Raw genomic sequence first — 26,508 nt, forward strand, 5'->3', positions numbered from 1 at the left:
GCGGCGGCCGCCGGCGGCGGGGGCACCGCGGGCACGGCGGCGGGGGCCACCGGTGGCGGGATCTTCGCGGCGGCCGGTACGAAGATCGCGGTGACCGTGGCCGCGACCGCGCTGGCGGCGGGCGGAGCCGGCGCGGTGGTCGTGAGCACCCAGGGCGGCGACGACGGGCCGCGGGCGCAGGGGCCGGTCCGGCTCGTCCCGGTGGCGGCCCGGGTCGTGACCGCGAACCAGCCCGCGGGCGGGAGCGGGGCGGCGGCGTCCCAGCAGTACGTGACGATCAGCGGGCATTCCGACCCGGCCCTGGAGAAGAAGATCAACGCGGCCCTGCGCGCGGCGTCCGACAAGGGGCTCGCGACCTACCGCAGCGAGTACGCCGGGCGGGAGGACGTCCAGGAGGTCCACTCCACCGCGCAGGTCACGCTCAACACCAAGCGCTACCTCTCGGTCGCCTACGGCTTCGGCGTCACCCCCACGCCGGACAGCTTCGGCAACTGGGTCAAGAACTTCACCAGCGACAGCGCGGTCGTCATCGACCTGTCCAACGGGCGCCAGCTCGGCGTGGGCGACATCTTCACCGCCGCCACGCTCCAGCCGGCGGGGCTGAGCAGGCTGGCCGGCGTGCTGAAGAAGGGCAACGACTGCCTGAACCCGGACGCGGCGTTCCTGTCCGAGCCGCTCAAGCCGTTCCGGATCAGGCCGGCGGACCTGCACCGGCCCGGGTCGGCGATCCAGGTCACGCTGCGCCCCCGCGCCCTCGCGTTCAAGATCTCGGTGGAGGGGCTGGACATGACCATGAGCAGCCAGGCGTGCCAGATCACGAGCGCGACGCTCGCGGCGGACCAGGCCGCGCCGTTCCTGAACCCGGACGTGGCCAAGGAGCTCCGGGCGGCGACTCCCACGCCGTCGCCCTCCACCACTCCCTGACCGGCCCGCAGATTCCCCTGGAGACGGGGAAGGCCCCCGCGTGCAGGGCGCGGGGGCCTTCCGGTCCGGCTTCGTGCCGGTCGCGTTTCAGCGCGTGCCGGGCGTCAGTGCGTGTGCCGCCTGGCGCCCCAGCTCCGCCGGCCACCGCCCCCGCGGGTGTTGAACGAGGTGAGCATGGCCACCCCGAGCGCCGCGATGACGACGGCGAAGACGATCGCGACGAGCGTGCCGGCGCCGAGCGCGTCGGACACGACGCCGCCGAGCAGCGCGCCGGCGATCCCGACGAGGATCGTCAGCAGGATCCCGATGGGGTTGCGGCCGGGGACTATCAGACGAGCCAGCGCCCCGACGACGGCCCCGACGACGATGAACCAGAGGATCGTCCCGAGCATTGGTCGATCACCATCCGTTCCAGGGGGTCGCGTTCCCTTCGTTTCAACGACCCGTGGTCGGCGATCGGTATGCCCGTTGTGCCGGATTCAAACGCGCCGCAGGTCAGGCGTACCGGCTGCCGCCGAATCCGACCGTGCGGTCCTCCTCCTCGGCGATCTCCAGGTAGCCGACCCGGTCGGCCGGAACGACCACCCGTCCGCCGCGCTGGTCCCGGAGCACCAGGACCCCGCGGTCCTCGGCCAGCGCGTCGGCCAGCGCGCGCTGCACCTCGTCGGCGGACTGCGACGTCTCGACGACGAGCTCCTTGGGCACGAACTGGACCCCGATGCGAACCTGCACGCGATGCTCCCTGTGTCCCGCGGCCCCCGCCGTCGGCGGCGGGGCGTCCGACTCCGATGGTCGCACGGAGATCGCCGCGCGCGCCGTCCGGCGCCTTCGCTGCGAGTGAACGCGAAGACGCGGGCGCCGTGGAGACGCGGGAGGCCGGGGTGACCGTCAGGCGTTCATCGGGAAGCCGGAGATGCCGCGCCAGGCGAGCCGGGCGATGATCTTCTCGGCGGTGTCCTTGGGGATCGCGCGGTGCTGGGACAGCCAGTACCGCGCGCTCACCTCGGCCATGCCGACCAGGCCCATGCCGAGCAGGTGCGCCTCGTCGCTGGGGGCGTCGGTGTCCTCGGCGATCACCCGGGCGATCATCTCGGCGCACTGCTGGTTGGCCCGCTCGACCCGGGCCCGTACGGGGGCCACGTTGCGCAGGTCGGACTCGAACACCAGCCGGTAGGCCTCGCCGTCACCGGCCACGAAGTCGTAGAAGGCCCGCATGCTGGCCTGCACGCGCAGCTTGTTGTCCGAGGTGGACTCCAGAGCGTCGCGCACGGTCTTCACCAGGGCCTCGGCGTGCTCGTCCAGCAGCGCCAGGTAGAGCTCCAGCTTGCCCGGGAAGTGCTGGTAGAGCACGGGCTTGCTGACGCCGGCGCGCTCGGCGATCTCGTCCATCGCCGCGGCGTGATAGCCCTGGGCGACGAACACCTCCTGGGCCGCGCCGAGCAGTTGCCTGCGGCGCGCCAGTCGCGGCAGTCGCGTGCCACGAGGGCGGGCGTCCGGGGTCGCGGTCACCACACTCTCCGATCACCGAATAACGCGACGGAAAGGGGTACCCGCCGCTGGGAACCAATCTCCTCATCCTACGCGCCGGTAACCTCGCAGGTAACCACAACACCGAGGCGGATCGGTACGAGTCGGCCGCCCGCGGTGGCCCGGCCGGTCAGCGGTAGTCGTCCTCGTCGAGTTCGACCACCCGGCCCTGCTCGGCCGCGTCGGCCTCGTCCGCGTCGAAGGGTACCTGCTGCGGCCACTCTCCGTCGCCCGTGCGCTCCTCCTCGTCCCGGACCGCGAGCCGCTGCTCCGCCGCGTCGGCCTCGGGGGCCTCCTCGCCGAGCCCGTTCCCGGTGGGAGCGGGGTCCCGATCGGCCGGATTCATCTCGCTCATCTCCGTCATCCTCCCCAGGTCGGCGCCGCCGGCGGCCGCCGGCGGGTCCGGGACGCGCGCGGCCAGCTCGCGCAGCGGCGCCTCCAGCGCCTCCCCGTACGTCGGGAACGCGTGCACCACGTCGGTGAGCACGCCCAGCGGCGTCCCCGCGCGCACGGCCAGCGCGATCTCGCCCATCCATTCCTCCGCGTACGGCCCGGCCGCGGCGGCGCCGGCGAGCACGCCGCGGGCACGGTCGGCGTACAGCTCCACGCGGCCCCGGTCGTCGGCCCGCACCGCCGCGCGGGCGGTGGCGGCGAGGTCGTACCCGGCGGCGACCAGGTCTATGCCGCGCTCGGCGGCCTGAATGGGGGACAGCCCGACCGCGTAGACGGCGGGCGAGGTGTGCACCACGCGCGGGATCGCGCGGTAGTCGGCCGCGCGCCGCCCGCCCAGCAGGTTGGCGGCGACGACGCGGGCCTGGTAGCGGGCGGCGTGCGCGGTACGGCCGGCGGTGGTCACGTCCCCGGCCGCCCAGACCGTCCCGCCGGCCCCGGTGGCCGCGGCGGTCCCGTCCCGCCCGGTCACCCGGCACGCCGCGTCGACCGCCAGGCCCTCGCCGGGGCGTACCGGGACGCCGATCGCCTCCAGCCCGAGCCCCTCCACGCGGGGCCGCCGCCCGCAGGCGACGAGGACGCGGTCGGCGTCGACGATCCCGCCGTCCGACAGCCACAGCCGCAGCCCGCCGGCCCGCTCCACCTTGCCCGCCTCGGCGCCGAGCCGCAGGTCCACGCCGGTGCGGCGGAGCGCGTCGGCGAGGATCTCGCCGGCGAACGGCGCCTCGGCGGCCAGCAGCCGCCCGGCCGGCTCGACCAGCGTGACCTGGGAGCCGAACGCCGCGTACACCTGGGCGAGCTCGCAGCCGACCGGCCCGCCGCCCAGCACCACCAGCCGGCGCGGCAGGTCGGGCACGGTGAGCGCCGCGTCGCTGGTCCAGACGGGCACCTGGTCGAGCCCCTCGACCTCGGGGAAGGCGGGCGCGCTGCCGGTGCAGACGACCAGGTCGCCGTACCGGTACGCGGCGCCGCCCACCTCGGCCGTGCCGGGCCCGGTGATCCGGCCGCGGCCGCGCAGCACGGTCACCCCGGCCGCGGCCAGCGCCGCCACCGCGGCGCCGTCGTCCAGGTGCCGGGCGACGGCGTCGCGCCGCGCGAGCGCCAGCTCCCAGCTCTCCCCGCGCCGCGCCGACAGCAGCAGCGTCTTGGACGGGACGCACGCGAAATACGGCGGCTGCCCGCCGACCAGGCGCTCCTCCACCACCGCGACCGAGCGCCCGGCGCGCGCCGCCGCCGCGGCCACCAGCTCGCCCGCGGCGCCCCCGCCCAGCACCATGACGTCGAAGCGACGATCCTCTCCCACCGTGCCCGCCCTCCCGTTCCGCTACCGATCGATCACCCATGGTGGCGGAAGCGAGGGCCGAAATGTAGTCGTTCGACTACTCAAAGGGACTGATCGTGTTTTTCCAGGAGCGGTGCGAGAAGGTCGCCGTGCTCGTCCACCCTGCTCAGCACCTCGTCCGGGCCGAACCTCAGGTGCGCGGCGTCGTCGCAGCCCTCCAGCTCCGTCCAGGTGACCGGCGCGGACACCGACGGGGAGTCGGCGGCGCGCAGCGAGTACGGGGCGACGGTCGTCTTGGCCGGGTTGTTCTGGCTCCAGTCGACGAGCACCTTGCCCTTGCGCAGCCGCTTCTCCATCTTGCTGACCACCAGGTCCGGGTGGTCGGCCTCCAGCCGCCGCGCCGCCTCCTTCGCGTACTCCGACGTCCGGTCGCTCTCCTTGATCGGCACGTACAGGTGCAGGCCCTTCTTCCCGCTCGTCTTCGGGTACGAGTCCAGCCCGTCCGCGGCCAGCAGGTCGCGCAGCAGCCGGGCGACCTCGCACGCGTCCACGATCGTCGCGGGCTCCCCGGGGTCGAGGTCGAACACCATCAGGTCGGGGCTGCGCAGCCCGCCGCGCGGCCCCGCCTTCCACTGCGGCACGTGCAGTTCGAGCGCCGCGAGGTTGGCGCACCACACCAGCGTCGGCAGGTCGTCCACCACGACGAAGTCCAGGTGCTCGCGGCCGGTGGAGCTGCCGGGGGTGGGGACGCGCGCGGTGCGGATCCAGTCCGGGGTGTACGACGGCGCGTTCTTCTCGAAGAACTTCCCGCCGTGGACGCCGTCCGGCCAGCGGATCCGGGTCGCGGGACGGTCCTTCAGATGCGGCAGCAGCACCGGCGCGATCCGCACGTAGTAGTCGATGACCTCGCCCTTGGTGAACTCCGGGTACAGGTTCTTGCCGAGGTTCGACAGCGTCAGGTCGCGGCCCTCCACCCGGACGCTCTTCTTCTCAGTGCTCACGGGTCACCTCAGTGCTCGCGGGTAATCAGTGCTCGCGGGTAACTTCCAGCGGGTCCTTGTCGTCGCGCAGGCCGCGCCATGACGGGAAGCGCAGCCGGCCGTCCCTGGTCCGCACGCTGTAGGCGACCTCCCCGACGAGCCGCGGCTCAACCCATTGGGCGTCGCGGGCGAACTCGCGCGGCACCGGCTCGTCGTACGGGCTCGTCGGGCGGCGCAGCGGCCACAGCGTCGCGTACAGGTCGTCCAGCGCCCGGTCGCTGAACCCGGTGCCGACATGGCCGACGAAGCACAGCCGGCCCTTGCCGTCGTACTCCCCGAGCAGCAGCGACCCGACGCCGCCCTCGCGCCGCCCCTTGCCGGGCTTCCAGCCGCAGACGACCACGTCGCGGGTGAGGAAGTTCTTGACCTTGCGCCAGTAGTCGACCCGGCGGCCCGGCCGGTAGACCGAGTCGAGCCGCTTGGCCATCAGGCCCTCGAGCCGCTGCTCCTTGGTGAACTCCATCAGCTCGGCGACCTGGGCGGCGTCGCCGCCGTCCAGGTACGGCGGCACCTCGACCGGACCGGACCCGGCGAGGTCCAGGCCCGCCAGCAGCGCCCGCCGCCCGGTGTACGGGACGTCGTGCAGCGGCTCGCCGTCCAGGTAGAGGATGTCGAACACCACGTACCGGACGGGCACCTCGCGGATCAGCCGGGGGTCGGGGCGGGCGACGTGCATCCGGCGCTGGAGGCGCTCGAAGCTGGGGCGGCCGTCCTCGAAGGCGACCACCTCGCCGTCGAGGATCACGTCGTGGTGCGGCAGCAGGTCGGACAGGCCGGACAGCTCGGGGTAGCGGCCGGCCAGCTCGGTGACGCGGCGCCCGCTGGCACGCACCCCGTCGGCCGACACGTAGGCGATCACGCGGACGCCGTCCCACTTGAGCTCCAGTCCCCAGCGCCCGGTGTCGTCGGGGAGGTCTCCGGTGGCGGCCATCATGGGGCGTACGGGCCACGGCATGGTCATAATCGCGTCTTACCCCCGCCATCGCGCGGAGAAAAAAGGATCAAGAGCGTCTTTCTGGAGTAAAACGCTCTCGCTTGCGACGCTAAGGGGCACAGGCGCCGGGGTAAGGACGCATCATGCGCAGTATCTGGAAGGGCGCGATCTCTTTCGGCCTGGTGACGATCCCGGTGAAGGTCTACTCCGCGACCGAGCAGCGGGACGTCTCCTTCCACCAGGTCCACCGGGAGGACGGGGGCCGCATCAAGTACAAGCGGGTCTGCTCGGTGGACGGCGAGGAGGTCCCGTACGCCGACATCGCCAAGGGCTACGAGCTGCCCGGCGGCGAGATGGTCGTGCTCACCGACGAGGACTTCGCCGACCTTCCGCTGTCCACCAGCCGCCGCATCGACGTGCTGCAGTTCGTCGAGCAGGAGGAGGTGGACCCGATCTACTTCGCGAAGTCGTACTACCTGGAGCCGGACGCCCAGGGCGCCAAGCCGTACGTGCTGCTGCGCGACGCGCTGGAGAAGTCCGACCAGGTCGCCATCGTGAAGGTGGCGCTGCGCCAGCGCGAGTCGCTGGCGACCCTGCGGGTGCGCGAGGGCGTGTTCGTCCTGGAGACCATGCTGTGGCCGGACGAGGTGCGCGCGCCGGACTTCCCGTTCCTGGAGGAGGACATCGAGGTCCGCAAGCAGGAGCTCAGCATGGCCACCTCGCTGATCGAGAGCATGCAGGGCGACTTCGAGCCGTCGGAGTACAAGGACGCCTACCGGGAGGCGCTCCAGTCGGTGATCGACGCCAAGGTCGAGGGCCGCGAGGTCACCCGGCCGGAGCCGGAGGGCGAGGAGGAGCCGGCCGCCGACCTGCTGAGCGCGCTGCGCGCCAGCGTCGAGGCCGCCAAGAAGGACCGCGGGGAGAAGAAGGCGCCCGCCAAGAAGAAGTCCACCGCGAAGTCGTCGTCCCCTTCCTCGTCCTCGTCGTCTTCGTCGTCGAAGAAGGGCGAGTCGAAGCCACGCCGCCGCAAGTCGGCGTAGCCGCGTCCGGTGGCGGCGAGCCGCCGCTGGCCCGCCGCCGTACGCGTTCGCGTACCGGTCCGTCCGCCCGGCTCAGGAGCCGAACGGGACCGTGGTGCAGAGGAGGCGGTCGCCCGCGTCGCCCGTCCTGGGGTTCGTCGGCTTGGCGTGCAGGACGACCGACCCGGCGGTGCCCTTCTCGACCTTCCAGGGCACGACGGCCGTGGACGCCCCGCGGCCCTTGCGGTCGACCTTCACGTCCAGCCAGATCTCCTTGTCGCGCAGCGGAGTGCCGGGCTTGGCGTTCGGGTTCTGGTAGTGCGGGCCCGCGTCGGCCGGCCTGGGACCGCACTTGTGGCGGTGCACGTGGACGCCGAAGCGCTTGCCCTTCGCCGACTTCGGCATCCCGGCCACCTTGAACCGGACGGTGGTCCTGCCGCGCTCGTACTCGACGTGGACGGCCGTCCGCGCCTTCTTGTACGCCTTGGCGTAGGCGTGGGTCGGCCCCTTGGCCTTCAGGCCGTGCGGTTCTGGGCAGGCCGCGGCCGGGGCGGCGAGGACGCCGAGCGCGATCCCGGTCGCGGCGCAGGTGAGGGCCGTACGTCTGATCGTGGGCATTCGATGGTTCCTCTCGTCAGATGACGGACGGAACGATCATGCCTGCGGAGCGTGTCCGGCGCGTCACTCGAACGGCGAGAGAGACGGCCGCTTCGCCGAGATTTCATCTCCGGAAGACCGGCCGCGGAGACGGCGGCCGATCCACGGCGCCAGATGGCCGCGCGCCCACCGCACGTCGAACAGCAGCCGCGCGCCCCGGCTGAGCTCGGGGAGCGGCTCCAGCTCCGGCGCCCGCCAGTCCTCCAGCTCGGGGACGCCCAGCGCCTCCAGCATCGCCAGCGCGACCCGGCGGTGCCCCTCCGGCGACATGTGCAGGCGGTCGACGCCCCACATCCGCCAGTCCTTCAGCACGTCCATCGCCCACTGGTCCACCACGTACGCGCCGCGGCGGACGGCGATGGCGCGCAGGTGCTCGTTGTAGACCGCCACCCGGCCGCGGGTTCGGCGGATCACCGCGGAGCCGACCGGGTCCACGCCGGTGAACAGCACCACGTCGGCGCCCGCCGCGCGCAGCCGCTCGACCGCGCCGTCCATGCGCCCGGCGAGCGCGTCCACGTCCGTGCCGGGGCGCAGCAGGTCGTTGCCGCCGCCGGAGACCGACACCAGGTCGGGCTCCAGCGCCAGCGCGGCCGGCAGCTGCCCGTCGATGATCTCGTCCAGCAGCCGGCCGCGGATCGCCAGGTTGGCGTAGGCGAAGCCGTCGGTACGGGCGCTCAGCGCTTCGGCCACCCGGTCGGCCCAGCCGCGCCAGCCGCCGTCCGGATAGGGGTCCCCGATCCCTTCGGTGAAGGAGTCGCCGATCGCTGCATATCGCGTCCATGCCATGTCCACCATGCTATTGACCTGCGGTAAGGGCTCCGTACCGGGTCAGGTTCCGGCGGGCTCCAGAGGGCGCTCCACCGGCGGGGCGTCGCTCTCGCGGATGCCGTAGCGGCGGTGGACGCGGGCCAGCGGGCCGGGCGCCCACCAGTTGGCGCGGCCCAGCAGCCGCATGGTCGCCGGGACGAGCAGCGCCCGCACCACCGTCGCGTCCACCACGATCGCGATCACCATGCCGACGCCGACCAGCTTGATGAACGTGATCCCGGAGGTGGCGAACGCCCCGATCACGACCACGAACAGCAGCGCGGCGCTGGTGATGATGCCGCCGGTGCGCTGCAGCCCGGTCGCGACGGCGGCGGTGTTGTCGCCGGTCAGGTCGTACTGCTCGCGGACGCGGGAGAGCAGGAACACCTCGTAGTCCATCGAGATCCCGAACAGCATGGCCAGCATCAGGATCGGCATGGACGGGTCGATCGACCCGGTGGCGGTGAACGCCAGCGCACCGGACAGGTTCCCGTCCTGGAAGATCAGCACGATGGCGCCGAACGTGGCGGACAGCGACAGCAGGTTCATCACGATGGCCTTGAGCGGCAGCAGGATCGACCCGAACGCCAGGAACAGCAGCACGAACGTCGCGGCCCCGACCAGCAGGGCCAGCCACGGCAGCGTCGCCGACATGCTGTCGAGCTGGTCAACGACCTCGGCGGTGGCGCCGCCGACGTGCACCTCGGCGCCCGGCGGCGGCGCGACGGCCCGCACGTCGCGGACCAGTTCGCGGGCGGCGTCGGAGTTGGGCTCGGACTCGTACAGGAGCGCGAACCGCACGGTGTCGCCCTTCGCGCCGGTGGGCGCGACGCTCGTGATGCCCGGCACGGCGTCGAGCCGCCCCGCGAACGCGGCGATCCGCGCCTGGTCGGCGGTGCCGTCGGCGACCACGACGATCGGGCTGGTGGTGTTGCGCGGGAAGCGCGACTCCAGCGCCTCGGCGACGACCCGCTGCTCGTTGCCCTCGGGCAGCGCCCTGGCGTCCGTACCGCCCCAGTTGGCGCGCAGGAACGGGGTGCCGAGCGCGAGCAGCAGCGCGATCGTGGCGACGGCGTAGACGACGGGACGGCGCATCACGCTGTGCGCCAGCCGGAACCACCAGCCCTGCTGAGTCTGGGCGGACGACCCCCCAGGCCCCCCGCGCCCGGCGCGGGTGGCTCCACCCCTCGCACCCCCGGGGCGGCGGACGCGGAGCGCGTCGACGCGGGGGCCGAGGACGCCGAGCAGCGCGGGCAGCACGGTCAGCGCGCCGAGCATGCAGACGAAGACGGTGGCGATCCCGCCGTACCCCATGGAGAGCAGGAACTTCTGGTCGAACAGCAGCAGCCCGGCCAGCGACACCGCGACGGTGATCCCGGAGACCGCGACGGTGCGGCCCGCGGTGGCCATGGTCGCGGCGAGCGCGTCCTCGGTGGACGGGGTGCGGCGCAGCTCCTCGCGGAACCGGCTCACCATGAACAGCCCGTAGTCGATCGCCAGCCCGAGCCCGAGGAACGTGGTGATGTTGATCGCGAAGATCGAGACGTCGGTCACGTACGTGAGCAGGTGCAGCGCGGTGAACGAGCCGAGGATCGCCACCCCGCCGACCAGCAGCGGCAGGCTCGCCGCCACCACCCCGCCGAAAATGATCAGCAGCAGCACGACCAGGACCGGCAGCGCCATCCCCTCGGCGCGGCCGATGTCGGAGGTGACCCGGTCGTTGATCGCGGTCTCGGTGGGGAGCTGCCCGCCGACCTTGGCGGTGAGCCCGCCGCCGACCTCGGCCAGGTCGCCGCGGATCGCCTCGTACGCGTCGGCCCGCGCCCGCGCGTCCCCGGCGAGGCGGAGCGCGGCGTACGTCTCGGTGCGGTCGGCGCTCACCAGCTGCGGCGACCGGCTGCTCCAGTAGGTCGTCGCGGCGGCGACCTTGCCGTCCGGGAGCGCCGCGAGCGCGGACTCCACGGCGGCCCGGTAGGCCGGGTCGTCGACCGTGCGGCCGCCGGGCGCGTCGTACAGGACCACCACGTCGGCGGCGTCCCGGCCCAGCTCGCGCTCGGCGACCGCGGCGGCGCGGGCGCTGCCGCTGCCGGGGGTGCCGAACCCGCCGGACGCGTCGAGCGCGCCGAAGACGCCCGTTCCCCAGACCGCGGCGGCGACCATCGCGACCAGTGCGGCGGCGAGGACCGGCCGCCGGCGCCGGTACGTCCACCGTCCCCATCTCTCGAACATGCCCTGTGCTCCCCACGTGCGCTACATGGCGTCACGGTAGTGAACGCCGTTTACTCACGAACAGTGTTAACTTTGCATACGGCATTAGCTTTAGTCAACGCCGTGAATGGGGAATCATGCGGGAACGGCCGATGGCGGCCGGAAGGCGGCGCGAGCCGCGCGAGCAGGACGCGAGAAGGGGGGTGCCGGTGAAGTCACGGCGCGACCGGCTCCGCGAGGCGACCGTCCGGGAGATCACCCAGACCGCCCGGCGGATCCTCGTCGAGGAGGGGCCCGAGGCGGTGACCCTGCGCGCGATCGCGCGCGAGATGGGGATGACGGCACCGGCCCTGTACCGCTACTTCGGCAGCCACCACGAGCTGCTGCGGCACGTCGTCGGCGACGTCTTCGCCGACCTGACCGCCGCGCTGAAGGCGGGGCTGCACGCCGTGCCCGAGGGCGACATGGACGGCCAGTTCCTCGCGGCGGCGCGGACGTTCCGGCAGTGGGCGTTCGCGCACCGGCGCGAGTACGCGCTGCTGTTCGGCGCCCCGATGCCCGGGCTCACCGACCACCGCGAGCAGGCCGACTTCGCCGAGGAGAACGCGCGGCGCTTCGGCCTCACGTTCCTGACGCTGTTCCTGGAGCTGTGGAGCAAGTGCCCGTTCGAGGTCCCCGCCGATGAGGACATCGACCCGGGGCTGCGCGAGCAGCTGCGCCGCTACCGCGAGCTGGGCCTGGAGGGGGCGGACCTGCCCCTCGGGGTCATCCAGGTGTTCCTGCAGTGCTGGGTGCGCCTCCAGGGCGCGGTGAGCCTGGAGGTCTTCGGGCACCTGGACTTCGCGCTGGACGACCCCGAGCCGATGTTCGAGCTGATGCTGACCGAGCTGGCGCCGGTGCTCGGCCTGGAGTACTCGCCCCCGGCCCCGCCCGCTGGGGGCGGAACCGGGGACGGAGCCGGGGACGGAGAGACCCGCTAGGAGCGGCTCAGTAGGAGGGCAGGCTCGGGTCGATCTGCTTGACCCAGGCCAGCACGCCGCCGCCGACGTGGACGGCGTCGGAGAACCCGGCGTTCTTAACGACCGCCAGGGCCTCGGCGCTGCGCACGCCCGACTTGCAGTGCAGGACGATCTTCTTGTCCTGGGGCAGCCGCTCCAGCGCGCTGCCGTCCAGGATGTCGCCCTTGGGGATCAGCGTGGCGCCCGGGATCGAGACGATCTCGTACTCGTTGGGCTCGCGCACGTCCACCAGGAAGATGTCGTCGCCGCGGTCCTGCATGGCCTTGAGCTCGGTGGCGGTGATGGTGGAGTCCTTCACCGCGTCGGCGGCCTCCTCCGACACCGCGCCGCAGAAGGCCTCGTAGTCCTCCAGCAGCTCGGTCTGCGTCGGGTTCTTGCCGCACAGCGGGCACTCGGGGTCCTTGCGGACCTTGACCTGCCGGTACGTCATCTCCAGCGCGTCGTAGATCATCAGCCGGCCGACCAGCGGCTCGCCGATCCCGGTCAGCAGCTTGATCGCCTCGGTGGTCTGGATGGAGCCGATCGAGGCGCACAGCACGCCGAGCACGCCGCCCTCGGCGCAGGACGGCACCATGCCGGGCGGTGGGGGCTCGGGGTAGAGGCAGCGGTAGCAGGGGCCGTGCTCGGCCCAGAACACCGACGCCTGGCCGTCGAACCGGTAGATCGAGCCCCACACGTACGGCTTGCCGAGCAGCACCGCCGCGTCGTTCACCATGTAGCGGGTGGCGAAGTTGTCGGTGCCGTCCAGGATCAGGTCGTACTGGCCGAAGATGTCCATGATGTTGTCGCGGTCGAGCATCGTGTTGTGCACCACGACGTCGATCAGCGGGTTGATCTCGCGGACGGTCTCCGCCGCCGACTCGACCTTCGGCTTGCCGAGCGACGACTGCCGGTGGATGACCTGCCGCTGCAGGTTGGACTCGTCCACCACGTCGAAGTCGATGAGGCCGAGCGTGCCCACGCCGGCCGCGGCCAGGTACATCAGGGCGGGCGAGCCGAGGCCGCCCGCGCCCACGCACAGGACCTTGGCGTTCTTGAGCCGCTTCTGCCCGGCCATCCCGACGTCGGGGATGATCAGATGCCGCGAGTAACGATTGACCTCGTCGTGGGTGAGCTCCGCTGCGGGCTCGACCAGAGGTGGCAACGACACGGTGAGTGCTCCTGTGCTGACGCTCGGCTGGGGTTACGGGGGCGGACGCCATCGGCCGCGTTCATCCCTTCACCGCACAACCTTGCCATGTCGCCGCGCATTCCCCCCAGGTGAGGGCCCCTTCCGGGGGCATGCCGGCGGAACGGGTCTTGACAGATCACCCTGACGACAGGGCGGAACAGGGCAAAGCACGGCTAATCTGTGCGGTTGTGGCGTTCATGCCTCCTCCCCCCATGCCGCCGGCCCCGTCGGGCCCCCCGGCCCCATCGGCGAGCGGCCCGCGGGCTCCCGCGCCCGCGACCGTACTCGGGCTGCGCGCGCGCCAGTGGATGGTCGTCGCCGCCGCCCTCGCCGGCTGCTACCTGACCGCCAGCGCGGCCGCGCTCACCGGCTCCTGGGCGCTGATGAACCGCGAGCCGACGAACGCCGAACTGCGCCAGGCCGCGCTCGCCGAGGTGGCGCGCCGCTGGCAGGTGTGGCCGGCCGGCCGGATCTTCCCCGAGCGGGTCGCCTACAGCAGGGGCGGCGGCGAGAGCGAGTTCGCCACCCGCGTCGGCATCGCGCCGCAGACCGGCTGCGACACCGCCGTCGACCAGGAGTACGCGCTGGTGCTGCGCAAGCACGGCTGCCGCGCCGTGCTGCGCGCCACCTACACCGACCAGCTCCAGGGCGTGGTGGTGACGGTCGGCGTGGCCGCGTTCCCGGACCAGTGGCGGGCCGACAAGGCGTTCCGCGAGCTGCCCGCGAACGCGGACCCGGACCGTTCCGGCGGGGTCCGGCCCACCGTCCGCGCCGCCGCGTTCCCGGGTACGGCCGCGGCCCGGTTCACCGACGCGGCGCGGCAGGAGCGCGGCACCGACCGCGGCGGGCCGTACGTCATGCTCACCGCCTCGGGGTACGCCGACGGCCGCCCCGCCGAGGTGACCACGAAGAAGCACCCCGCCCGCCCGTTCGTGCTGGCCCCGCAGGTGGCGCGCGGGATCGCCAAGCCACTCTCCACGCAGGCCCTGCCGGACTGCTCCAGCCGTGAATGGCGGTGCTGAGGTGCCCCTACTGCGCAAGGCGGCCGGCGGCGCCGCGGCCGCGCTGGCGCTGGCCGCCGTGCTGGTGCCCGCCGCCCCGGCCGGCGCCGACGAGGTGCGCGACCGGCAGCGGCCCATGATCCGGACCCTGGACCTGGAGAACGCCTGGAAGACCACCCGCGGCCGGGGCGTGACCGTGGCCGTGGTGGACTCCGGCGTGGACGCGGACCAGGCCGACCTGAAGGGCTCGGTCACCACCGGGCCCAACATGCTGGCGGCCGTCGACGGCCGTACCCGGCCGACCCGGCTGCACGGCACCGGGATGGCGTCGCTGATCGCCGGGCACGGGCACGGCCCCGGCGGCCGCGACGGCGTCATCGGCGTCGCGCCCGAGGCGCGCATCCTGGCGATCCGCTCCCTCGCCGAACCCGAGGACCCGAGCTTCCCCCTCTTCCGCTCCTCCGAACGGGCCGAGGGCGCGGTGGCGCGCGGCATCCGGTACGCCGCCGACCGGGGCGCCGACGTCATCAACCTCTCCCTCGGCAAGTACCAGGACAACCCCGAGGAGCGCGAGGCCATCGGGTACGCCATCGGCAAGGGCACGGTGGTCGTCGCGGCGGCCGGCAACGACGGCGACAAGCGGTCCCGGCTCGACGACGACGGCTTCGCCCCGTACTCGTACCCGGCGTCCTATCCCGGCGTCATCGCGGTCGCCGCGACCGACGACGAGCACCGGCGCGCCGCGTTCTCCAACACCAACTACTCGGTGCTGGTCTCCGCGCCCGGCGCGGGCGTGCCGGTCGCGGCCCCCGGCGGGGACTACGTCCTGACCAACGGCACCAGCGACTCGACCGCGCTGGTCTCCGGCATCGCCGCGCTCATCCGGTCCCGGCACCCGAAGATGCCGCCGACGCTGGTCGCCCAGGCGCTGATCCAGGGCACCCGGCACAACCCGGGCAGCACCTACGACGCGGAGGTCGGCTACGGCGAGGTCAACGCCGCTCGCTCGCTCGCCGCCGCCGACGGCCTCACCAAGCCCCGCGCCGGCGCGTCCGGCAAGCCCGCCCGGCAGCGCTTCGGCGCCGGCGACCCGGGCCCGGTCAGCGTCATCCCGCGGCCCGCCTGGGTGAACGGGATCATCATCGTCGTCACCACGGCGGGCGTCGCCGGCGCCGTGATCGCGCTGATCATCACGATCACCCTGCACCGCCGCAACCCCAAGCGCCGCGCGGGGCCCGCACCTGCGGGCCCCGCCCCGCCCGCCGCCGCCGGTCCCGCCCCGGACCCCTGGCGGCCGCCGCGCGGACCGTACTGATCGCCCTGGCCGGTTCCGGACGGCCGTCGTGATCATGATGAGACACGCTGCCAGTTGGATCTGGCATCGTGTCCCCATCCCCGAAACCCCCGCTCATCGCGGTGATCGCCACCGCGCTGCTCGGCCTGACCGCCATCGCGGGCGGCGCGTCCGCCATCGTCCACGACCTCACCCGCGAGCCCACCGAGGCCGAGAAGCGCGCCGCCGCGGATGCCGAGGCCGCCGACCGCTGGCGCATGCGCACCGCGTCGGAGATCTTCCCGGCGCGCGTCGACCAGCGCACCGACGGGATCTCGCGGGGTGAGGTCATCTACACCGCCCTCCGGGTCGGGATCGCGTCCCCGGCCTCCTGCGGTGCCGCGTTCGACGCCAGGGTCGCCGCCGTCCTCGCCAAGTACGGGTGCCGCACCACGCTGCGGGCCACATATGTCGACGGCAGCCGGACGCTCGCGTCGACCCTCGGCGTCGCGGTGCTGCCCGACGCCGCTCGCGCCACCAAGGCGGGCGGCGAGCTGAGCACCATGCTCGGCTTCCGTGGGGCCAAGGGCAGGGAGGGCCTGCGGACGGTGCCGTTCGCGGGCACGGTCGCCGCGGCGTACACCGACTCCCTGCGGCAGGAGTTCTGGTTCAACGCAGACAACAGCCCGTACGTGTTCTTCAGCTCCAGCGGCTGGCTCACTGGCCGCGGCACCCCCGAGAAGGGCCGGGTCGTCGAGTCGTTCCACTTCGCGCGGTACGGCCTCCAGCAGGTGGAGCGGCTGTTCGGGGCTAACGGGCCGGCCTGCGAGAGGCGGGGTGTCCGATGCTGAAGCGACGTTGCGCGGGAGTCGCCGCGGCGGCTCTGCTCCTCGCCCTGGCCCAGCCGCTGGCGCCGCCCGCGGAGGCCCGCGCGGCCGCGCCCACCTGGCTGTCGCGGATCGCGGGAGATTTCATGGAGGCGCACCGGATCACCCGTGGCAAGGGCGTGCGTATCGCGCTGCTCTCGGACGGTGTGGCGCCCGGCGTGGCCACCCTGGACGGGGCGCTGGAGAAGGGCCGCGACTTTGTGGGGACGCCCCGGCCGAAGCGCGAGCTGGGGACGTTGCTCGCCTCGCTGATCGTCGGCGGCGGCCCTACCGCCGACGCGCCGCTCGGCGTGCGCGGTCTGGCCTCGGCGGCCACGCTGCTGCCTGTCCGCGTCTACGCCACGCCGCGGGAACCGGGCGGCCGCGCGTGGGCGAACCGGGACATGTGGGACGTGACCCTGGCCAAGGGGATACGCTACGCCGTCGACCAGGGGGCCCAGGTCATCGCGGTGGAGCCGTACTCGCTCAACGGGCACGCCTTCGGCGGCAGCCCGGGCGGTTCGCTCCCGGCGGCGATCGCGTACGCCCAGAGCAAGGACTCCCTGGTCATTGCGGCCGCCGGTGTGCAAGAGACCTACCGGGTCGCCTACCCGGGCGTGATGGCGGGCGTGGTCGGCGTCGGTGCTGTCAACGAGAAGGGGCGGCGCTCCGCGAGGTTCACCAGCGGGACCACGGCGGTGCTCCTGTCCGCGCCGGGCTTCAAGGTGCCGCTGACGGGGCCGGACAACCGGCTGTGGACGGTCTGGGGCCACCCGGTCGCCATGAGCTGGGCGGCGGGGGCGGCCGCCCTCGTCCGGGCGAGGTATCCCGAGCTGACCGCGGCGCAGGTCGTCCAGGCGCTCACCTCGTCGGCCCGGCACCCCAAGGGCAAGGGGCGGTACGACACCGACCTCGGATTCGGTTACGTCAACGCGGTAGGGGCGCTCAACGCGGCGCGCGAACTGTCGGGGAAGCCCGCCCCGCCCGTGGCGGCCAAAGTGGGCGTGGTGAAGGACGGAGCGCACTTCGGGGAGCGGCGCGGGACGGTCCGGGCCGTCCCGTACGACCCGGCCGTGCTCGGAGGCTTCGGGGCGCTGACGCTGGCCGGGCTCGCCGCGGTCGTGCTCGCCGGGTGGATGCTGGTGAGGCGGCGCCGGTGGAGGCGGCTCCCCGCCGTGCCCGAGGTGGCGGAGGCCGGGCCGGTGGCGCCAGAATCGGCGGGTGCAGACAGCGCCTGACGACTACGCCGAAGCGGTCCTGGACGCGGTCGAGCGGATCCCGCCCGGCCGCGTCCTCGCGTACGGCGACGTGGCCGAGCTGGTGGGGAGCGGCGGGCCGCGCCAGGTCGGCCGGGTGATGTCGCTGTACGGCGGCGCCGTCCCGTGGTGGCGGGTGATCCGCGCGGACGGGCGCCCGCCGGACGGCCTTGAGGTGCGGGCGCTGGAGGAGTACCGGGTCGAGGGGACGCCGCTGCGTCCCGACGGGCGCCGCGTCGACATGCGCCGCGCCCGCTGGGACGGCCGCTAGGCGGGACCCCAGCTAGGCGGGACCCCAGCTAGGCGGGACCCCAGCTAGGCGGGACCCCAGCTAGGCGGGACGTCGGTGCAGCGGGAACGCGGCCGCGATCACCAGGGCGACGATGACCGGGCCGAGGGCGGCGGCCGCGAGGGGAGCGGAGTGCATCAGCGCGCCGCCCGCCGCGGCGCCGGCGGCCAGGCCGCCGATGACGGCGGTGCGCAGGCCGGCGGAGGCGGCGGAGCCGATCGCGAACGAGCCCATCATCGAGGTGAGCGTCCCGGTCACGAACGTGGTGGTGATGCCGTCGGCGGCGAGCGTGCGCGCGGCGGCGGTCTGCACGCCCATGGCGGCCGACGACAGCGCGATGAGCCCGAGCAGCATGGCGCCCTCGGGGCGGGCTCCGGTCGCCGCCCAGCCCGCCAAGAAGACGAGCTGCAGGACGAGGTCGGCGGCCAGCGCGCGGGTGACGGCGGGCGGCCACAGCCGGGCCGGGTCGCCGCGGCCGGCGAGCCGGAAGCCGAGCAGCAGGCCGAGCGCGAACGCGAGCGTGGCCACGCCGCAGCGGGCCAGTTCGGCGCCGTCGCCCTCGCCGGCGGCCATGCCGAACAGCACGATGTTGCCGGTCATGTTGGCGGTGAAGACCTGGTGCATGCCCAGGAAGCCGACGATGTCGATGACGCCGGCGCCGAAGGTCAGCGCCACCAGGAGGGCGATCCGGACGCGGCGGGGGGCGGGGGACGGGACCGGCCCGGTCTCCTCCGGGGACCGGGCCGGTTCGGTTGCGGTGGTCAACGGGCTCCTCAGAAGATCGCGATGCCGACCAGCGTCGAGACGACGAGGCCGGCGACGACGGGCACGAACGAGCGGCGGACCAGCTCCAGCACGGGGACGCGGGCGAACCCGGCCACGGCCAGCAGCGACGACCAGGCGATCAGCACGCCGCCGCCCGCCCACACCGAGCCCATCTGCCCGATCGCGGCCAGCAGCGCCGGGTCGGTGCCGGAGGCGGGGCCGAGGGTGCCGGCCAGCGAGCCGGTCAGCGGCAGCCCGGAGAAGCCGGAGCCGTCCAGGCCGGTGATCACACCGATCAGCAGCAGCCCGAAGCCGACGATGAGCCCGCTGTCGGGGATCGCCCCCTGGATCTTGGTGACCAGGTCGAACAGGAAGCCGGGCGCCGTGGCGCCGTCGCCCAGCGACATGATCTTCCCGGCGAAGTCGGCGTTGCCCAGGAAGAAGAAGCCGGCGATGGGGATCACGACGCCCATCGCCTTCACCGAGAAGACCAGGCCGTCCACGATGTGGTCGGCGCAGGTGTCCAGGCAGCGCGGGCCGTCCAGCGACAGTGCCGCCGCGATCAGCAGCAGCACGGTGACGCCGCCGACCAGGGCCGCCGCGTCGCCGCCGACGACCTCCGGGACGAGCCCGGTGAACTTGCCGAGCAGCATGTAGACGACCAGCCCGGCCAGCGTCAGCGGGACGATGACCGCGAACGCCTTGGAGCGCCGCACGCAGTTCTCCCCGGGAACCGCGCCGCCCTCACCGTCCGGGCCGCCCTCGCCGTCCGCGCCGTCCGAGGCGTCCGTGCCGGTGCCCGCGCCGCCGGCGAGCGCCCGCTCGGTCATCGCGTCCCGGCGCGGCGGCCCCTTGTCGATCACGGTGGTGCCGCCCGCCGCGCCGCCGCCCCCGGCGGGGACGGCCACCGGCTCGGCGGGCGCGCGCCGGATGGACAGGAACCGGCGGCGGGCCCGGACGACCGTCTCCTCCGTGCCGTTCTCCCAGGCGACCAGGTGCTGGACGTCGGGGGCGCGCATCTCGCGCCGGTTCATCAGGTAGCCGACGAAGAGCGCGACGCCGCCGGTGATCAGGGACAGCACCATGGCGCGGTCGGCCACCTCGGTGGTGCCGACGCCCGCGGCCTTGGCCGACAGGCCGGGCGCGACCTGGATGACGTAGTCGCTGGACAGCGCCATGCCCTGGCCGGCGATCGCCATCGCCATCGCGGCGGCGATCGGGCGCAGCCCGGCGGTGATCGCGGCCGGCAGCAGGATGGCGCCGATCAGCGGCACCGCGGGCGTCGGCCAGAAGAACAGGCTGATCAGGTACGTCATCCCGGCGATCACCCAGAACGCCGAGTGGCCGCTGCGCATCACGTGCCGGAACGGCTCGACCATCCGGCGGTCGGCGCCGAGCCCGCGCAGCGCGCCGAGCAGCGCGGTCACCAGCGCGATGATCAGGAAGATGTTGAACAGCTCGGCGGCCGCCGTGAGGCTGGCGTTGAAGACGGACTGGAGCGCCCGGACGGGGCTGCCGTCGAAGGCCAGCGCGGTGAGGAAGGTGGCCGCGATCGCGGGGATCACGACGTTCTTGCGAGCGATCATGGCCGCGATGATGACCACGATCCCGGACAGGAAGACCCAGTGTGCGGCGCCTATCTGCACGCCACCACCTCCTTGTCGACCCCGGGGGGACGAGTCGAGCAAACGTGTGGACGGGGTGGATGCAGAGAATCTGCTGGATCCCTCGCGGGTGAACAATGAGGAACGTGCACAGCCGGGACGTGGTCGTTTTGTGCATCGTGCAGGGTGACCGGCCCAAGGTTCGGGTGACGGCACCCGGTACGGCGCCGGATGTGCGCACTGCCCAAGGATCACCTCCGATCTTCGGCATTGCGTCCATGTCGGAGCCGCGGCGGCGGCCCTGACACTTGGGGCATGCCAGCAGATTCAGCAGCATCCCTCCTCGCGGAGCTCGGCTGCCAGGGGCGCGGGCCGACCGTCGGGACCGGCGGGATGGTCTCCTCCAGCCATCCGGCGGTCAGCCGCGCCGGGATCGCCGTCCTGGAGGCGGGCGGGAACGCCGCGGACGCGGCGCTCGCCATGGCCGCGATGTCGTGGCTCGCGCTGCCGGGCCAGTGCGGGGTGGGCGGCGACGCGTTCGTCCTGCTGCACCGGCCGGACGGGACGGTCGTCTCGTACGGCGGCAGCGGTTTCGGGCCGGACGGCGGCGAGCCGGGCTTCTACCGGGACGGTCGCGGCCTGTCCGCCGTACCGCTGGAGGGGCCGCTGGCGGTCGCCGTGCCGGGCGCGGTCGCAGCGCTGGCGGCGCTGCACGCCGGCGCGGCGACATGGGACCTGCCGCGCCTCTGGGAGCCGGCCGCCGCGGCCGCCGAACGCGGCATGCCCTGCACGTACAAGACGCGCGAGGACATCCTCGAACGCCGCGACGCGCTGTCCCGCGACCCGGGTACGGCCGCCGTCTACCTCCCCGGCGGGAACGTTCCGGCGGTGGGGACGCCGCTGCCGCAGGCCGACCTCGCGGCCACGCTGCGCCGCCTGGCCGCCCGCCCCGCCTCCTTCTACTCGGGCGGGCTCGCCGAACGGGCCGTGTCCGCCCTGGCCGCCGCGGGCGCCCCGTTCAGCGGGGACGAGTGGGCCGCGACCGGCGAACCGCTGGTCGGTGCCAGCATCACCGGCCGCTACCAGGGCGCGACCGTCCACCAGACGCCGCCGCCCACGCCCGGCTGGATGGTGCTCCAGCAGGCGGGCCTGAACGACGGGCTCCTCGCGGAGCGGCCGTGGATGTCGGCCGAGGCCGTGCACCTCGCGGCGGGCGCGGCGCGGCTGGCGTTCGCCGACCGGTACGCGGGCTGCGGCGCCGACAACGACCACTGGGCGGGCCTGCTGGCCCCGGACGCGATCGCCGCCGCCCGCGCCCGCCTCGCCGCGGGCGACCTCCCGGACCCCGCCGTACCGGCCGTCCCGGTGGACGGCGACACGACGTCGATGGTCGTGGTGGACGGCGACGGCATGGCGGTGAGCCTGATCCACTCGCTGGCGTTCACGTTCGGCGCCCGGATCACCGTGCCCGGCACCGGCGTCGTCCTCAACAACCGGCTCGGCCGCGGCGCGTACCTGATCGACGGCCACCCCAACGAGGTCCGGCCGCGCCGCCGCCCGCTGCACACCCTCAACGCCTGGCTCGTCACCGACGCGGCCGGGCGGCTCCGGCACGTCGGCAACACCCCCGGCGGCGACGGCCAGGTGCAGTGGAACACGCAGCTGCTCTCCCACCTGCTGGACCACGGCCTCGACCCGGCGGCGGCGGTGGCCGCGCCGCGCTTCACCGTCCACCCCGGCAGCGACGCCGACGTGCTCGGGCAGCCGCCGGAGCTGCGGGTCGAGTCCCGCATCGGCACGGCGCGCATCGAGGCGCTGCGCGACCTGGGGCACGCGGTGACCGTCCAGTCTGCGTGGGGAGCGGGCGGCAGCGCCCAGATCATCTCGGTCGACGGAGCGACGGGCGCGCTGCTCGGCGCCGCCGACCCGCGCCAGGACGGAGTGGCCCTCAGTGTCTGACCTCCCTGAAGCGCCGCGGCCGCAGGGCGCGTACGTGCCCGCCGTCATCGCGCCGTACGCCCCCGGCCTGAGCCTCGTCACCAGTGCCGGCATGACGCCGCGCCGCGACGGCGTGCTGACCGTGACCGGGCTCGTCGGCCGCGAGGTGGACGCCGCCGCCGCGCACCGTGCCGCCGGCCTGGCCGCCCGGAACGCGGTCGCCGCCGTCGCCGCGGCCGCCGGCGGCGTGGAGCGCGTCCGGACCTGGCTCCGGATGACCGTCTACGTCGCCTGCGCCGACGGCGTCACCGAACTGTCGGCCGTCGCCGACGGCGCCTCCGCCGCGCTCGCCGGCCTGACCCCGGACGCGCGGCTCCCGGCCCGCAGCGCCATCGGCGTGCGGGCGCTCCCCGGGGGCGCCCCCGTCGAAGTGGAACTGACCGCCCTCGCAACAGCCCAGGAGGACCGCTGACCATGCCGACCGGACAGCAGCACACCGGACAGCAGCACACCGGACTCAACCTCATCGCGGGGGAGTGGGCGCCGGCCGCCGGCGGGCGCACCTTCGAGCGCCGCAACCCGGCCGACCGCGGCGACCTCATCGGAACGTTCCCGGACTCGTCGGCCGCGGACATGGCCGCCGCGGTCGCCGGGGTGGCGGAGGGCGCCGCCGAGTGGACCGCGGCCCCCGCCGAGCGCCGCGCCGCCGTCCTGGAGAAGGCCGCGGACTGGCTGGAGGCGCGGCGGGACGAGCTCACGGTCGAACTCGTCCGCGAGGAGGGCAAGACCCGCGCCGAGGCGGCCATCGAGACCGGCCGTACCCCCAAGAACCTCCGCTTCTACGCCGCTGAGGCCCTGCGCATCACCGGGACGAGCTACCCCGCCGACGACGGCGGCCTCGTCTACACGCGCCGCGAGCCGGTCGGGGTGGTCGGCGCCATCACGCCGTGGAACTTCCCGCTGAACATCCCGTCCCGCAAGCTCGGCCCCGCGCTCGCCGCCGGGAACGGCGTCGTCTTCAAGCCGTCCCCGGTGACCCCGCTGCTGGCGCAGCGGCTCGTCGAGGCGCTCCTGGCGGGCGGGCTGCCGCCGGCGGCGATCGCGCTGGTGCAGGGCGGCGCCGAGCCGGGCGCGGCGCTGGCCGCCGACCCGCGCGCGGGCGCGATCACGTTCACCGGCTCGACCGCGGCCGGTCGGAGGATCCACGCGTCCGTGGGGCCGTCCCGGCGCTGCCAGCTGGAGATGGGCGGCAAGAACGCGGTGATCGTCCTTGAGGACGCCGACCTCGACCGCGCCGCGCAGATCATCGCCAAGGGCGCGTACGGGCTGAGCGGCCAGGCGTGCACCGGCACCAGCCGCGTCATCGCGCACGAGGCGGTCCACGACGCGCTGCTGGAACGGGTCGTCCGGCTCGCCGAGTCCCGCACGGTCGGCAACGGCCTGCACGAGGGCGTGGACATGGGCCCGCTCGCCGCCGACTTCCAGCTGGAGAAGGTCCTGGAGTACGTGCGGATCGGCGAGGAGGAGGGCGCCAAGCTCCTCACCGGCGGCCGCCGCCTGGAGGACGAGGCCGGGTACTTCGTCACCCCGGCGGTCTTCGCCGGCGTCTCGGCCGCCGACCGGATCGCCCGCGAGGAGATCTTCGGGCCGGTGCTGGCGTTCCAGAGCGCCGGCGACCTGGACGAGGCGATCGCGCTGGCCGACGACACCGAGTACGGCCTGTCCGCCGGGATCGTCACCCGCGACCTGGACCGCGCGCTCGCGTTCGCGCGCCGCGTCCGCAGCGGCCTCGTCAAGATCAACCAGCCGACCAGCGGAATGGCGATGACCGTGCCGTTCGGCGGGCTCAAGGAATCCAGCACGCAGACGTTCAAGGAGCAGGCGGGCGACTCGATGATGCTCTTCTACACGCAGGAGAAGAGCGTCTACATCACCCCCTGACCTCGGCGCCCGGGTGCTGCACAGTGCACACCGAACGGTGCGAGGCGTGTGCTGACCGGCCATGGCCGGACCGTACGGGCCCCTCTTAGCTTGAGACCAAAGAAAGGAGCCGGAAAATGGCGGAACTGCTCTCCAAGGATGAATTCCGGACCGCACTCCAGAATGCCATCAAGGGGCGGGAGGCGAAGAACGCGTCATTCAGCCTCGCGTGGGCGAACGGCGAGCTCAAGCGCGAGCACTTCGCCCGCTGGGCGGAGAACCACTACCACTACGTGGGCCCGTTCGCCGACTACCTGGCCCACGTCTACGCCAACACCCCCGACGAGTTCACCGGGGCCAAGGACTTCACCCTCCAGAACATGTACGAGGAGGAGCTGGCCGACATCCGGCACACCGACCTCCTCATCAAGTTCGCGGAGGCGTGCGGCACGACCCGGGAGCGGGTCGAGGACCCGTCCAACATGAACGCCATCACCCGCGGCCTCCAGGCCTGGTGCTACTCGGTCGCGATGCGCGAGCACTTCGTCGTCGCCACCGCCGCGCTGGTCGTCGGCCTGGAGTCGCAGGTGCCGAGCATCTACAAGAAGCAGATCGTGCCGCTCCGCGAGGTGTACGGCTTCACCGAGGACGAGATCGAGTTCTTCGACCTGCACATCACCTCGGACGTGGTGCACGGCGAGCGCGGCTACCAGATCGTGCTCGACCACGCCGACACCCCGCAGCTCCAGCAGCGCTGCCTCCAGCTGTGCCGGTGGGGCGCGGAGATGCGCTTCTCCTACACCCAGGGCCTGTACGACACCTACGTCAAGCCCGACCTGGTCGGTTCCCCGGCCTGACGAGACCCGCGCGGGCGGCGGCGGGACCGTACCCGCCGCCGCCCGCCGGTCCCAGAAGAACGAGGAGAGGGACATGACGACGGAGCACTGGGTGGAGGCCGCCTCCCTGGCGGACGTGCGCCGCCGCAGGCGGCTGGCCGTCACCGTCGCCGGGCGGGAGATCGCGCTGTTCCTGGTGGGCGACGACGTGTACGCGCTCGACGACGTGTGCGTGCACAAGGAGCGCCGGCTGACCAAGGGGACGCTCCTGTACGGCCGGGTGATCTGCCCCGGCCACCAGTGGAAGATCGACCCGGCCACCGGGGAGATCGAGGACCGCGAGGAGTGCCAGCCCGCGTACGCGGTGCGGGTCGAGGACGGCGTCGTGTACGTCGATCCGCGCCCGCGCGTGCTGACCGCCGGCGGCACGTCGAACGAGCAGGAGTCGTGATGCCCGAGCCCGCATCCCAGCCGCCATCCCAGCCCGCCTTCCAGCCCGTGCCGGAATCGGTCGCCGTCGCGGGCGCCGGGCAGACCGCCGCCGTCGCCGCCCGCACGCTGCGCCGCCGCGGCTTCCAGGGCCCGATCACCCTGTTCGGGGAGGAGACCGAGGCCCCGTACCAGCGCCCGCCGCTGTCCAAGGAGTACCTGACCGGCGAGCAGGAGCGCGACGAGCTGTGCCTGCTCACCCCGGCCTGGTGCGCGAAGAACGGCGTCGAGCTGCGGCTCGGCACCCGCGTCACCGCGATCCGCGCCGCCGACCGCGCCGTGGAGCTGGCGGACGGCTCCACGGTGACCGCCGGGGCCGTGCTGGTCGCGACCGGCGGGCGGCCGCGGCGCCTGCCCGGCGTCGAGGGCGACCGCGTCCGCTACCTGCGCACCCTGGCCGACGCCGACCGGCTGCGCGCCGAGCTGCGGCCCGACGCCCGGGTGATCGTCATCGGCGCCGGGTTCATCGGCTCCGAGATCGCCTCCACCGCGCGCGGGCTGGGCGCCGAGGTCACCGTGGTCGAGCAGGCCGGGCAGCCGCTCGGCGCCGTGCTCGGCGAGCTGATGGGCGACACCCTCGCCGCCCTCCACCGCGGTGCGGGAGTGGACCTGCGGACGGGCGAGAAGGTCGAGTCGTACCGCGAGACCGGGTCCGCCGCCGTGGTCACCACCAGCGGCGGCGCGACGATCGAGGGCGACCTCGTCGTGGTCGGCGCGGGCATGGTGCCCAACACCGAGCCCGCCGCCGGGCTGGAGCTGGCCCCGGACGGCGGGATCGCGGTGGACGAGTTCTGCCGCACGAGCCAGGAGGGCGTGTACGCCGCCGGCGACGTGACCAGCTTCCACCACCCCGTCTTCGGCCGCCGCATCCGCGCCGAGCACTTCGACAACGCCAACGCGCAGGGCATGGCCGCGGCCAAGGCCATCGCCGGGAAGCCGGCCGCGCACGCCGCCTCGCCGTGGTTCTGGTCCGACCAGTTCGACCGGAACCTCCAGTACACCGGGTACGCGGGCGGCGCCGACCGGCTCGTCGTGCGCGGCCGGATCGAGGACTTCGACTTCACCGCGTTCTACCTGGCCGGCGGCGTCCTGCGGGCGGCGTTCGGCATGGACCGCGGCGGCGACGTCGCCGCCGCCCGCGAGCTGGTCGCCGCCCGCGCCGCCCCGGACCCGGACGTCCTGCGCGACGAGGACGCCGACCTGACCGACCTGCTGACCTGACCGACCTGCCGA

At 73.8% G+C, this 26,508-nt stretch carries 26 protein-coding genes; 14 read left to right on the forward strand and 12 right to left on the reverse strand.

Translation table 11 applies throughout. The annotated features are described in order from the left end of the window. The coding region (locus AB0881_RS25830; protein ID WP_366620726.1) for a hypothetical protein at positions 1-924 on the forward strand (924 nt) is incomplete at its 5' end. 104 nt (positions 925-1,028) lie between these two features. Here the strand turns inward: AB0881_RS25830 and AB0881_RS25835 are convergent. From AB0881_RS25835 to ligD (AB0881_RS25860), 6 genes are all read right to left on the reverse strand, one after another. Beyond that, complete coding sequence (locus AB0881_RS25835) at positions 1,029-1,316, reverse strand: hypothetical protein (protein WP_366620728.1); 288 nt, start codon at positions 1,314-1,316, stop codon at positions 1,029-1,031. 103 nt (positions 1,317-1,419) lie between these two features. Next, a complete protein-coding gene (locus AB0881_RS25840) occupies positions 1,420-1,656 on the reverse strand; it encodes a DUF3107 domain-containing protein (RefSeq protein WP_366620730.1) in 237 nt (78 codons plus the stop codon). Between the two features lie 156 nt (positions 1,657-1,812). Next, a complete protein-coding gene (locus tag AB0881_RS25845) occupies positions 1,813-2,433 on the reverse strand; it encodes a TetR/AcrR family transcriptional regulator (protein ID WP_366620732.1) in 621 nt (206 codons plus the stop codon). Positions 2,434-2,581: 148 nt separating this feature from the next. Then, positions 2,582-4,204, reverse strand: coding sequence for an NAD(P)/FAD-dependent oxidoreductase (locus AB0881_RS25850; protein ID WP_366620734.1), 1,623 nt, complete (start codon positions 4,202-4,204; stop codon positions 2,582-2,584). A gap of 80 nt (positions 4,205-4,284) precedes the next feature. Next, a complete protein-coding gene (ligD, locus tag AB0881_RS25855; protein WP_366620736.1) occupies positions 4,285-5,184 on the reverse strand; it encodes a non-homologous end-joining DNA ligase in 900 nt (299 codons plus the stop codon). A 25-nt stretch (positions 5,185-5,209) separates the two neighbouring features. Next, complete coding sequence (gene ligD / locus AB0881_RS25860) at positions 5,210-6,184, reverse strand: non-homologous end-joining DNA ligase (protein ID WP_366620738.1); 975 nt, start codon at positions 6,182-6,184, stop codon at positions 5,210-5,212. Positions 6,185-6,300: 116 nt separating this feature from the next. Between ligD (AB0881_RS25860) and AB0881_RS25865 the strand changes: the two genes are divergently transcribed. Next, on the forward strand, positions 6,301-7,197 hold the full coding sequence (locus tag AB0881_RS25865) for a Ku protein (RefSeq protein WP_366620740.1): 897 nt from the start codon (positions 6,301-6,303) through the stop codon (positions 7,195-7,197). A 72-nt stretch (positions 7,198-7,269) separates the two neighbouring features. Here the strand turns inward: AB0881_RS25865 and AB0881_RS25870 are convergent, their stop codons facing one another. From AB0881_RS25870 to AB0881_RS25880, 3 genes are all read right to left on the reverse strand, one after another. Beyond that, positions 7,270-7,794: a superoxide dismutase family protein gene (locus AB0881_RS25870; protein WP_366620742.1), complete on the reverse strand. Its 525-nt coding sequence runs from the start codon at positions 7,792-7,794 to the stop codon at positions 7,270-7,272. Between the two features lie 63 nt (positions 7,795-7,857). Next, positions 7,858-8,619 carry an SGNH/GDSL hydrolase family protein gene (locus tag AB0881_RS25875; protein WP_366620744.1) on the reverse strand — a complete coding sequence of 254 codons (762 nt, stop codon included), beginning with the start codon at positions 8,617-8,619 and terminating at the stop codon, positions 7,858-7,860. A gap of 42 nt (positions 8,620-8,661) precedes the next feature. Continuing rightward, positions 8,662-10,869 (reverse strand): MMPL family transporter, encoded by a 2,208-nt coding sequence (locus tag AB0881_RS25880; protein ID WP_366620746.1) that lies wholly within the window; start codon positions 10,867-10,869, stop codon positions 8,662-8,664. A gap of 188 nt (positions 10,870-11,057) precedes the next feature. Here AB0881_RS25880 and AB0881_RS25885 point away from each other — a divergent pair, with 188 nt between their 5' ends. Continuing rightward, the gene (locus AB0881_RS25885) at positions 11,058-11,828 is read left to right on the forward strand and encodes a TetR/AcrR family transcriptional regulator (protein WP_366620748.1); all 771 of its coding nucleotides are present in this window, start codon (positions 11,058-11,060) and stop codon (positions 11,826-11,828) included. A 7-nt stretch (positions 11,829-11,835) separates the two neighbouring features. Here the strand turns inward: AB0881_RS25885 and moeZ are convergent, their stop codons facing one another. Next, entirely contained in the window at positions 11,836-13,017 is a 1,182-nt protein-coding gene (gene moeZ, locus AB0881_RS25890; RefSeq protein WP_366620750.1) for an adenylyltransferase/sulfurtransferase MoeZ, read from the reverse strand. Between the two features lie 218 nt (positions 13,018-13,235). On the opposite strand from moeZ, the gene AB0881_RS25895 reads away from it, so the two are divergent. The 5 genes from AB0881_RS25895 to AB0881_RS25915 all read left to right on the forward strand — a co-directional run bounded on the left by AB0881_RS25895 (position 13,236) and on the right by AB0881_RS25915 (position 17,705). Next, entirely contained in the window at positions 13,236-14,060 is an 825-nt protein-coding gene (locus AB0881_RS25895; RefSeq protein ID WP_366620752.1) for a hypothetical protein, read from the forward strand. Position 14,061: 1 nt separating this feature from the next. Beyond that, positions 14,062-15,354: a S8 family serine peptidase gene (locus tag AB0881_RS25900; RefSeq protein WP_366620754.1), complete on the forward strand. Its 1,293-nt coding sequence runs from the start codon at positions 14,062-14,064 to the stop codon at positions 15,352-15,354. Positions 15,355-15,422: 68 nt separating this feature from the next. Then, positions 15,423-16,163, forward strand: coding sequence for a hypothetical protein (locus AB0881_RS25905; RefSeq protein WP_366620756.1), 741 nt, complete (start codon positions 15,423-15,425; stop codon positions 16,161-16,163). Next, positions 16,157-17,416 carry a S8 family serine peptidase gene (locus AB0881_RS25910; RefSeq protein ID WP_366620758.1) on the forward strand — a complete coding sequence of 420 codons (1,260 nt, stop codon included), beginning with the start codon at positions 16,157-16,159 and terminating at the stop codon, positions 17,414-17,416. Before AB0881_RS25905 ends, AB0881_RS25910 begins: the two co-directional genes overlap by 7 nt. Then, positions 17,400-17,705 (forward strand): MGMT family protein, encoded by a 306-nt coding sequence (locus tag AB0881_RS25915; RefSeq protein ID WP_366620760.1) that lies wholly within the window; start codon positions 17,400-17,402, stop codon positions 17,703-17,705. The genes AB0881_RS25910 and AB0881_RS25915 overlap by 17 nt, the downstream gene beginning before the upstream one ends. 60 nt (positions 17,706-17,765) lie before the next feature. On the opposite strand, the gene AB0881_RS25920 is transcribed toward AB0881_RS25915, so the two are convergent. Both AB0881_RS25920 and AB0881_RS25925 read right to left on the reverse strand, forming a co-directional pair. Next, on the reverse strand, positions 17,766-18,488 hold the full coding sequence (locus tag AB0881_RS25920) for a YoaK family protein (protein WP_366620761.1): 723 nt from the start codon (positions 18,486-18,488) through the stop codon (positions 17,766-17,768). A gap of 8 nt (positions 18,489-18,496) precedes the next feature. Beyond that, positions 18,497-20,134 carry a hypothetical protein gene (locus AB0881_RS25925; protein ID WP_366620763.1) on the reverse strand — a complete coding sequence of 546 codons (1,638 nt, stop codon included), beginning with the start codon at positions 20,132-20,134 and terminating at the stop codon, positions 18,497-18,499. Between the two features lie 273 nt (positions 20,135-20,407). Here AB0881_RS25925 and AB0881_RS25930 point away from each other — a divergent pair, with 273 nt between their 5' ends. From AB0881_RS25930 to AB0881_RS25955, 6 genes are all read left to right on the forward strand, one after another. Further along, positions 20,408-22,051, forward strand: a complete 1,644-nt coding sequence (locus tag AB0881_RS25930; RefSeq protein ID WP_366620765.1) for a gamma-glutamyltransferase — start codon at positions 20,408-20,410, stop codon at positions 22,049-22,051. Further along, on the forward strand, positions 22,044-22,502 hold the full coding sequence (locus tag AB0881_RS25935; RefSeq protein ID WP_366620767.1) for a RidA family protein: 459 nt from the start codon (positions 22,044-22,046) through the stop codon (positions 22,500-22,502). Before AB0881_RS25930 ends, AB0881_RS25935 begins: the two co-directional genes overlap by 8 nt. Positions 22,503-22,504: 2 nt before the next feature. Next, positions 22,505-23,971, forward strand: a complete 1,467-nt coding sequence (locus AB0881_RS25940; RefSeq protein ID WP_366620769.1) for an aldehyde dehydrogenase family protein — start codon at positions 22,505-22,507, stop codon at positions 23,969-23,971. A 116-nt stretch (positions 23,972-24,087) separates the two neighbouring features. Then, positions 24,088-24,807 (forward strand): iron-containing redox enzyme family protein, encoded by a 720-nt coding sequence (locus tag AB0881_RS25945; protein WP_366620770.1) that lies wholly within the window; start codon positions 24,088-24,090, stop codon positions 24,805-24,807. Positions 24,808-24,880: 73 nt separating this feature from the next. Beyond that, the gene (locus AB0881_RS25950; RefSeq protein WP_366620772.1) at positions 24,881-25,237 is read left to right on the forward strand and encodes a Rieske 2Fe-2S domain-containing protein; all 357 of its coding nucleotides are present in this window, start codon (positions 24,881-24,883) and stop codon (positions 25,235-25,237) included. After that, positions 25,237-26,496, forward strand: a complete 1,260-nt coding sequence (locus tag AB0881_RS25955; protein ID WP_366620774.1) for an FAD-dependent oxidoreductase — start codon at positions 25,237-25,239, stop codon at positions 26,494-26,496. The genes AB0881_RS25950 and AB0881_RS25955 overlap by 1 nt, the downstream gene beginning before the upstream one ends. Positions 26,497-26,508: the final 12 nt, after the last annotated feature.

It is taken from the genome of Spirillospora sp. NPDC029432 (assembly GCF_040703975.1).
GTDB lineage: Bacteria > Actinomycetota > Actinomycetes > Streptosporangiales > Streptosporangiaceae > Spirillospora.